Below are 8353 nucleotides of genomic sequence, written 5' to 3' on the forward strand. Positions count from 1 at the left end.
CAGGCCCATTTGTTCCATGATCGCGCCCTGGGATTCTTCCGGCAGGTCGATGGTCACGTTTTCGTACGGTTCGTGCTTGACGCCATCAACCATACGGATGATCACTTCAGGACGACCTACGCCCATTTCGAAGCCTTCGCGACGCATGGTTTCGATCAGAACCGAGAGGTGCAGCTCACCACGGCCGGAAACCTTGAACTTGTCGGCCGAGTCGCCTTCTTCAACGCGCAGTGCCACGTTGTAGAGCAGCTCCTTGTCCAGACGCTCCTTGATGTTACGGCTGGTCACGAACTTGCCTTCTTTACCGCAGAATGGCGAGTCGTTGACCTGGAAGGTCATGGAAACGGTTGGCTCATCGACGGTCAACGGCTTCATCGCTTCGACGTTCAGTGGGTCGCACAGAGTGTCGGAGATGAACAGTTGCTCGAAGCCGCTGATGCAGACGATGTCGCCGGCAGCTGCTTCTTCAACGTCGATACGGTGCAGGCCGTGGTGACCCATCAGCTTGAGAATACGACCGTTGCGCTTCTTGCCGTCGGCGTCGATAGCCACGACCGGCGTGTTCGGCTTGATGCGACCACGGGCGATACGGCCAACACCGATAACACCCAGGAAGCTGTTGTAGTCCAGGGCCGAGATTTGCATCTGGAACGGACCGTCACGGTCGACTTTCGGCGCAGGTACGTCGTCGACGATCGACTGGTACAGCGGGGTCATGTCTTCGGCCATGTTGGTGTGGTCCAGACCGGCAATACCGTTCAGGGCCGAGGCGTAGACGACTTTGAAGTCCAGCTGTTCTTCGGTGGCGCCCAGGTTGTCGAACAGGTCGAAAATCTGGTCCAGAACCCAGTCCGGACGCGCGCCTGGACGGTCAACCTTGTTGATGACCACGATCGGACGCAGGCCGGCTTCGAAAGCCTTCTTGGTCACGAAACGGGTTTGCGGCATAGGGCCGTCCTGGGCATCGACCAGCAGCAGCACGGAGTCGACCATCGACATTACGCGCTCTACTTCACCACCGAAGTCGGCGTGGCCCGGGGTGTCCACGATGTTGATGTGGTAGCCATTCCAGTTGATGGCGGTGTTTTTCGCCAGAATAGTAATACCGCGCTCTTTTTCCTGGTCGTTGGAGTCCATCACGCGCTCGTCGTTGAGCTCGTTGCGCTCCAGAGTGCCGGATTGACGCAAGAGTTTGTCTACCAGGGTGGTCTTACCATGGTCAACGTGAGCAATGATGGCGATGTTGCGTAGATTTTCGATCACTTGTGTATCTCGATCAGAGGATTCGGTGTGCTGACAGGTCGTGGCAGCGATTTACGTTGAGTCCGACAAAGCCGTTACAGCCTGTCGGCGGCGTCGGGGGGCCGGTGACGCAGGCCACAGGCAAACAGCCCCGGGCACTTAGCTCGGTCGATAAACGCGCACATTGGCATGCCCCTCACTGAGCAAATGGTGGGCATGCAGGCGACTCATCACGCCTTTGTCGCAATACAACAGGTACTGGCGAGTAGGGTCCAGTTCCTTGAAACGCGCGTTCACTGCATAGAACGGCATCGTTTGTACCTCGATACCGGCGATACTCAGCGGGTCGTCTTCAGCGTCGTCCGGGTGACGGATGTCGATGATGATCTGACCGGCCAGCGCTTCGCCGACTTCTTCAATCTGTATGTCCTGGCCCAATTCATCGATCACCCGATCGATTGGCACCAGCCTGGCGTTTTCGAGCGCACGCTCGAGCACCGCCATGTCGAATTCTTTCTCTTCATGCTCCACACGCCCGCGCTTGGCCGCAGTCTTCGGATTGACCGAGATGACCCCGCAGTATTCCGGCATGTGCCGGGCAAAATCGGCGGTGCCGATCTCGTTGGCCGTGTCGATGATGTCCTGCTTGTGGCTGGCGATCAGCGGGCGCAGCACCAGCTTTTCGGTGACGCAGTCGATCACTGACAGGTTCGGCAGCGTCTGGCTCGACACCTGGGAGATCGCCTCGCCGGTGACCAGCGCATCGATGTGCAGCCGATCGGCGATGCTCGACGCGGCACGCAACATCATACGCTTCAAAATGACGCCCATATGACTGTTATCGACTTTGCCGAGAATCTCGCCCAGGACTTCCTCGAACGGTACGCTCACAAATAACACGCGTTGGGAGCTGCCATACTTCTTCCAGATGAAGTGCGCCACTTCCATCACGCCCAGTTCATGGGCGCGCCCGCCAAGATTGAAGAAGCAGAAATGGCTCATCAGCCCGCGACGCATGATCTGGTAGGCCGCGACCGTGGAATCGAAACCGCCGGACATCAGCACCAGGGTCTGTTCCAGCGAACCCAGCGGATACCCGCCAATGCTGTCGTGCTGACTGTGGATCACGAACAACCGCTGGTCGCGAATTTCGATGCGTACTTCAATTTGCGGGTCTTTCAATGAAATTCCGGCGGCGCCACACTGCTTGCGCAACTGGCTGCCGACGTATCTCTCCACGTCCATCGAGCTGAACGGGTGTTTGCCGGCGCGCTTGCAGCGCACCGAGAAAATCTTGCCGGCCAGGGCATCACCATAATGCAGCTTGCACTTGGCGAGGATGTCGTCGAAATCCCCCAGCGGGTATTCGTCGACCTGCAGGAAATGCGCGATGCCCGGCATGCAGCTCAGGCGCTCGGTCATTTCCTTGAGAATCTTGGGTTCGCTGACGCGGGTTTCCAGCTCGAGGTTGTCCCACACGCCGTTCACCACCACAGCCGGGTCCAGATCGCGGAGCACGGCACGGATGTTCTTGGCCAACTGGCGGATGAAACGCATCCGTACCGGGCGGCTCTTGATGGTGATCTCGGGGAAGACTTTTACGATTAGTTTCATGAAAACAGCGCGCGAACGGCCAGCCGAAAAAGGGGGGCGCGGATTATAGCGGAAATTGCTCAAGGTTTAACCAGTTAATGTGCACTTGGTTTTCAACGCACCAAAACAGGTCATCTCTCGCAAGTTACGCCACATTGCAGTGCGCAATTGTTCGACAATCCGCGAATACAGGCTATAAAAGCGTGGATTTGGTGCAAAAAACCCATGCTGGGGCACTGGCATGCAAATTGCTCCCTTGTGAGGCAGGTTGCCTTGGCAGAGTATTCGCGCCGGCATCACCCATATCTAAGGGCACACCATTACCCGCCCGAAGCCACCCGGAGGACATATGTCGAAGTCGGTTCAACTCATCAAAGATCATGACGTCAAGTGGATTGATCTGCGCTTCACTGACACCAAAGGCACTCAACATCACGTGACCATGCCGGCCCGTGATGCGCTGGACGACGAATTCTTTGAAATCGGAAAGATGTTCGACGGTTCCTCCATCTCTGGCTGGAAAGGCATCGAAGCCTCCGACATGATCCTGATGCCGGACGACGAAACTGCCGTCCTGGACCCGTTCACCGAAGAGCCGACCCTGATCCTGGTCTGCGACATCATCGAACCTTCGACCATGCAAGGCTATGACCGCGACCCACGCGCCATCGCCCACCGTGCCGAGGAATACCTGAAGTCCACCGGTATCGGCGACACCGCTTTCTTCGGCCCTGAGCCTGAGTTCTTCATCTTCGACTCGGTCAAGTTCAAGTCCGACATCTCCGGCTCCATGTTCAAGATCTTCTCCGAACAAGGTTCGTGGATGTCCGATCAGGACGTGGAAGGCGGTAACAAAGGCCACCGTCCTGGTATCAAGGGCGGCTACTTCCCGGTTCCACCGTTCGACTTCGACCACGAGATCCGTACCTCCATGTGCAACGCACTGGAAGAGATGGGCCAGACCGTCGAAGTTCACCACCACGAAGTGGCGACTGCCGGCCAGAACGAAATCGGCGTGAAATTCAACACGCTGGTCAAGAAAGCTGACGAAGTCCAGACCCTGAAGTACTGCGTACACAACGTTGCTGATGCATACGGCCGCACCGCGACCTTCATGCCGAAGCCTCTGTACGGCGACAACGGTTCGGGCATGCACGTGCACATGTCGATCTCCAAAGACGGCAAGAACACCTTCGCTGGCGAAGGTTATGCCGGCCTGTCGGACACCGCTCTGTACTTCATCGGCGGTATCATCAAGCACGGTAAGGCCCTGAACGGCTTCACCAACCCGTCGACCAACTCCTACAAGCGTCTGGTACCAGGCTTCGAAGCACCGGTCATGCTGGCCTACTCGGCTCGTAACCGTTCCGCCTCGATCCGTATTCCTTACGTCAACAGCCCTAAGGCTCGCCGTATCGAAGCCCGTTTCCCGGATCCGGCTGCCAACCCGTACCTGGCCTTCGCTGCACTGATGATGGCCGGTCTGGACGGTATCCAGAACAAGATCCACCCTGGCGATGCCGCCGACAAAAACCTGTATGACCTGCCGCCTGAAGAGGCCAAGGAAATCCCACAGGTTTGTGGCAGCCTGAAAGAAGCCCTGGAAGAGCTGGACAAGGGCCGTGCGTTCCTGACCAAGGGCGGCGTATTCAGCGATGACTTCATCGACGCTTACATCGCACTGAAAAGCGAAGAAGAAATCAAGGTTCGCACCTTCGTACACCCACTGGAATATGAGCTGTACTACAGCTGCTGATCCGGTAGCGTCGCCCCACGCGGCGTGAATAAAAAGAGGCCTCCTTCGGGAGGCCTTTTTTATGGGCGCAGGTTACGTGCATGATTGTCTGCGCCCTCCACTATTCGAAGACGAGATCACCCATGACTTCGCGCGTTTCATTCTGCCTTGCTCTGTCTGCCGCGTTGTTGGGCACCGCCGCCCAGGCCGCCACCGCACCCACCACCCTCGCCCCACTGCTCGGCACCATAGGCGAGCGCCTGGCCATTGCCGATCAGGTCGCCCTGAGCAAGTGGGACAGCCGCAAACCGGTGGAAGATCGCCAGCGCGAACGCGAGGTGATCGCCGCTGCCGTCGCCCAGGCACCGGCTTACAAACTGAGCAGTGAAGCGGTAGAGGCGTTTTTCGCCGCACAAATAGAAGCCAACAAACTGGTGCAATACGCGCATCTGTCCGACTGGCAACTGCAAGGCAAAGCCCCGGACGCACCGCGCCCGGACCTGGTTGGGCAGATCCGCCCGCAACTGGATCAACTGCAAAAACGCCTGCTGCAACAACTGGCCGACTTCAGCCCCTACCGCACCGACCCGCAATGCCCGCAATGGCTGGCCCAGGCCACCCATACCGTCAGTAACGACCCGTTGCGGCAAATGGCGCTGGTTCGGGCGACCGCAGAGCTATGCGTCCTCACAAAATCCTGAGCCCACACATCTTTCCCCTGTGGGAGCGAGCCTGCTCGCGATGAGGCCAGCCCATCTACCACTTGTGTGACTGACACTCCGTCATCGCGAGCCGGCTCGCTCCCACAGGGGTCCAGTGTCGAACCTGGAGGCTGTGAACACCGCCCCCACAAGGGATGGCGTGCAACAACTTGGGCCAACCGCCTCCCCTGACCTATGCTGCAATCCAACACTTTCGGTTTTCGGTTGATTTTATGGGTCGTGGCTTTCCAGGAATGCTGTTGTTGCTGTTGGCGCTGCCAGCCGCCGCACAGATCTACAAATACACCGACGCCGACGGTAACACCGCCTATAGCAACCAGCCGCCCGATGGCATACCGGCCCAGGCAGTGGAGCTGCCGCCACTCAACAGTGTCGAACCCCAGCCCCCGACCAACCCGAACGCTGCTGCGCCCGCCGCGAACCGGGACGAGCCAGGCAACGCCTACGAAACTCTGGAGCTGACAGACATCCCCAGCGAAGAGGCCCTGCGCGCCAACAACGGCACCTTCACCGTTGGCGTCCTGGCTCGGCCGCGTCTGCAAAGCCCTCATCTGTTCAGGTTGTTGCTGGACGGCCAGCCCTATGGCCAGCCGAGCAACGTGCCGCGCCTGCAATTGGTGAATATCGACCGGGGCGAGCACAGCCTGGCGGTACAGGTCATCGACGGCGAACATCTTGTGCAACAGAGCGAAACCGTCATCTTTACCGTGCAACGGGTGCACCGCCCATGATCCGCTGGCTGCTCGTGCTGTGCCTGGTCGCGCTGCCGGGGGTGGGGACGGCGCAGGTCTATACCTACATCGACGCCCAGGGCAATCGCGTCTTCACCGATCAACCGCGTCCCGGTAACGCCCAGAAAGTGCAACTGCCACCCGCCAACCGGATGGCGACACCGCCCTCCGGCGCAGCCTCGGCGTCGGCGCCTGAAAAAAAGCCCGATCCCATGTTCCGTTACGAAATGCTGCGACTGTTGATCCCTGAACCGGATGCCACGATACGCAGCACAGCGGGGGAACTGATCGTCACGGTCACCAGCGAACCCGGTTTGCAAAAAGGCCACCGCTACCGCCTGCTACTGGATGGCAACCCCACAGGCGAACCGGGACCCAGCCCAGTGTTCGCGCTGAGCAACATTGATCGGGGCAGCCATCATCTGGCGGTAGAGATTCTCGATGAGCAGGGCCGTATCGTCGAACGTACCGCCAACCAGCCCTTCCACATGCAGCGCATTTCCCTGGCGCAGAAACGCCGCATCAAACCCTGCGCCACCGCCGACTACGGCCAGCGTCCCGAATGCCCCCTCACCGACAAGCCCGCAGAAGAGCAAAGCAGCATCCTGCCGTTCTTCTAACACCCGCCCCGATGGCGCACTATATTGGTGCAAGTGTCTGCACCCTACTCAAATTCCAGCCCATTTTGGTTCGAAAGTACCCGAAAAAGCTGGCAGAACGCCACGCAATCGGGCGAAAAAGGTTCGTTTGAGGCTCTAAACGCTTCTTTTCGGAGCCTTGGTTTGGTTTTTGCATTTTCCTTGTATCGGCGCGTCATACGCGTGCTTGCTTACGCTCCAAAAGAGGTCCTGATGACCATTAGCGACGCACTACACCGCTTGCTACTCGATAACCTCACCACCGCAACCATCCTGCTCGATGCCGAACTGCGGCTCGAGTACATGAACCCGGCGGCAGAGATGCTGCTGGCCGTCAGCGGCCAGCGCAGCCACGGGCAGTTCATCAGCGAGCTGTTCACCGAATCGGCCGAGGCGCTCAACTCCTTGCGCCAGGCAGTGGAGCAGGCGCACCCGTTCACCAAGCGCGAAGCGATGCTCACCGCCCTGACCGGCCAGACCCTGACCGTGGATTACGCGGTAACACCGATCCTGAACAACGGTGCCACGCTGTTGCTACTGGAGGTGCACCCCCGTGATCGCCTGCTGCGCATCACCAAGGAAGAGGCTCAGTTGTCCAAGCAGGAAACCAGCAAGATGCTGGTGCGCGGCCTGGCCCATGAGATCAAGAACCCCCTCGGCGGGATTCGCGGCGCGGCGCAACTGTTGGCCCGGGAGCTGCCCGAAGAAAGTCTCAAGGACTACACCAACGTCATCATTGAAGAAGCCGACCGCTTGCGCAATCTGGTGGATCGCATGCTCGGCTCCAACAAGCTGCCGTCCCTGGCGATGTGCAACGTTCACGAAGTGCTGGAGCGCGTCAGCAGCCTGGTGGAAGCCGAGAGCCAGGGGTGCATCACCTTGGTGCGCGACTACGACCCGAGCATTCCCGATGTTTTGATCGATCGCGAGCAGATGATCCAGGCGGTGCTGAACATCGTGCGCAACGCCATGCAGGCCATCAGCAGCCAGAACGAGCTGCGCCTGGGCCGCATCAGCCTGCGCACCCGCGCCATGCGCCAGTTCACCATCGGCCATGTGCGTCATCGCCTGGTGACCAAGATCGAAATCATCGACAACGGCCCGGGCATTCCCGCGGAGTTGCAGGAAACCATCTTCTTTCCCATGGTCAGCGGCCGCCCTGACGGTACCGGGCTGGGCCTGTCCATTACCCAAAACATCATCAGTCAGCATCAGGGCTTGATCGAATGTGAGAGCCATCCCGGCCACACCACCTTTTCGATCTTCCTGCCACTGGAACAAGGAGCCACATCGACATGAGCCGTAGTGAAACCGTGTGGATCGTCGATGACGACCGTTCTATCCGTTGGGTCCTGGAAAAAGCCTTGCAACAGGAAGGCATGACCACCCAGAGCTTCGACAGCGCCGACGGAGTGATGAGCCGCCTGGCCCGTCAGCAACCGGACGTCATCATCTCCGACATCCGCATGCCCGGCGCTAGCGGTCTGGACCTGCTGGCGCGGATTCGCGAGCAGCACCCACGGCTGCCGGTGATCATCATGACCGCCCATTCGGACCTGGACAGCGCTGTGGCGTCCTATCAGGGGGGTGCTTTCGAGTATCTGCCCAAGCCCTTCGACGTCGATGAGGCCGTGTCACTGGTCAAGCGCGCCAACCAGCACGCCCAGGAACAACAGGGCATGGAAGAGGTGC

The 8353-nt window shown here is 59.2% G+C and carries 8 protein-coding genes; 6 read left to right on the forward strand and 2 right to left on the reverse strand.

Annotated elements, in window-relative coordinates; translation table 11 throughout:
- Both GSM73_RS23895 and thiI read right to left on the reverse strand, forming a co-directional pair.
- Positions 1-1263, reverse strand: a 1263-nt coding sequence (locus GSM73_RS23895; RefSeq protein WP_372241409.1) for a GTP-binding protein, incomplete at its 3' end; no start/stop codon positions are given.
- 138 nt (positions 1264-1401) lie between these two features.
- Positions 1402-2856 carry a tRNA uracil 4-sulfurtransferase ThiI gene (thiI, locus tag GSM73_RS23900; RefSeq protein WP_047226917.1) on the reverse strand — a complete coding sequence of 485 codons (1455 nt, stop codon included), beginning with the start codon at positions 2854-2856 and terminating at the stop codon, positions 1402-1404.
- A 328-nt stretch (positions 2857-3184) separates the two neighbouring features.
- Here thiI and glnA point away from each other — a divergent pair, with 328 nt between their 5' ends.
- The 6 genes from glnA to GSM73_RS27915 all read left to right on the forward strand — a co-directional run.
- Entirely contained in the window at positions 3185-4591 is a 1407-nt protein-coding gene (gene glnA / locus GSM73_RS23905) for a type I glutamate--ammonia ligase (RefSeq protein ID WP_014336114.1), read from the forward strand.
- Positions 4592-4713: 122 nt separating this feature from the next.
- A complete protein-coding gene (locus GSM73_RS23910; protein ID WP_047226916.1) occupies positions 4714-5271 on the forward strand; it encodes a chorismate mutase in 558 nt (185 codons plus the stop codon).
- A gap of 233 nt (positions 5272-5504) precedes the next feature.
- Entirely contained in the window at positions 5505-6023 is a 519-nt protein-coding gene (locus GSM73_RS23915) for a DUF4124 domain-containing protein (protein ID WP_047226964.1), read from the forward strand.
- On the forward strand, positions 6020-6643 hold the full coding sequence (locus tag GSM73_RS23920; protein WP_160894002.1) for a DUF4124 domain-containing protein: 624 nt from the start codon (positions 6020-6022) through the stop codon (positions 6641-6643). Before GSM73_RS23915 ends, GSM73_RS23920 begins: the two co-directional genes overlap by 4 nt.
- Before the next feature lie 231 nt (positions 6644-6874).
- Positions 6875-7960 (forward strand): nitrogen regulation protein NR(II), encoded by a 1086-nt coding sequence (gene glnL / locus GSM73_RS23925; protein ID WP_047226914.1) that lies wholly within the window; start codon positions 6875-6877, stop codon positions 7958-7960.
- On the forward strand, positions 7957-8353 hold a 397-nt coding region (locus tag GSM73_RS27915), incomplete at its 3' end, for a response regulator (protein ID WP_256677075.1). The genes glnL and GSM73_RS27915, both read left to right, overlap by 4 nt.

Origin of the sequence: Pseudomonas sp. PICF6 (assembly GCF_009831705.1) — a bacterium.
Taxonomy (GTDB): Bacteria; Pseudomonadota; Gammaproteobacteria; order Pseudomonadales; family Pseudomonadaceae; genus Aquipseudomonas; species Aquipseudomonas rhizophila.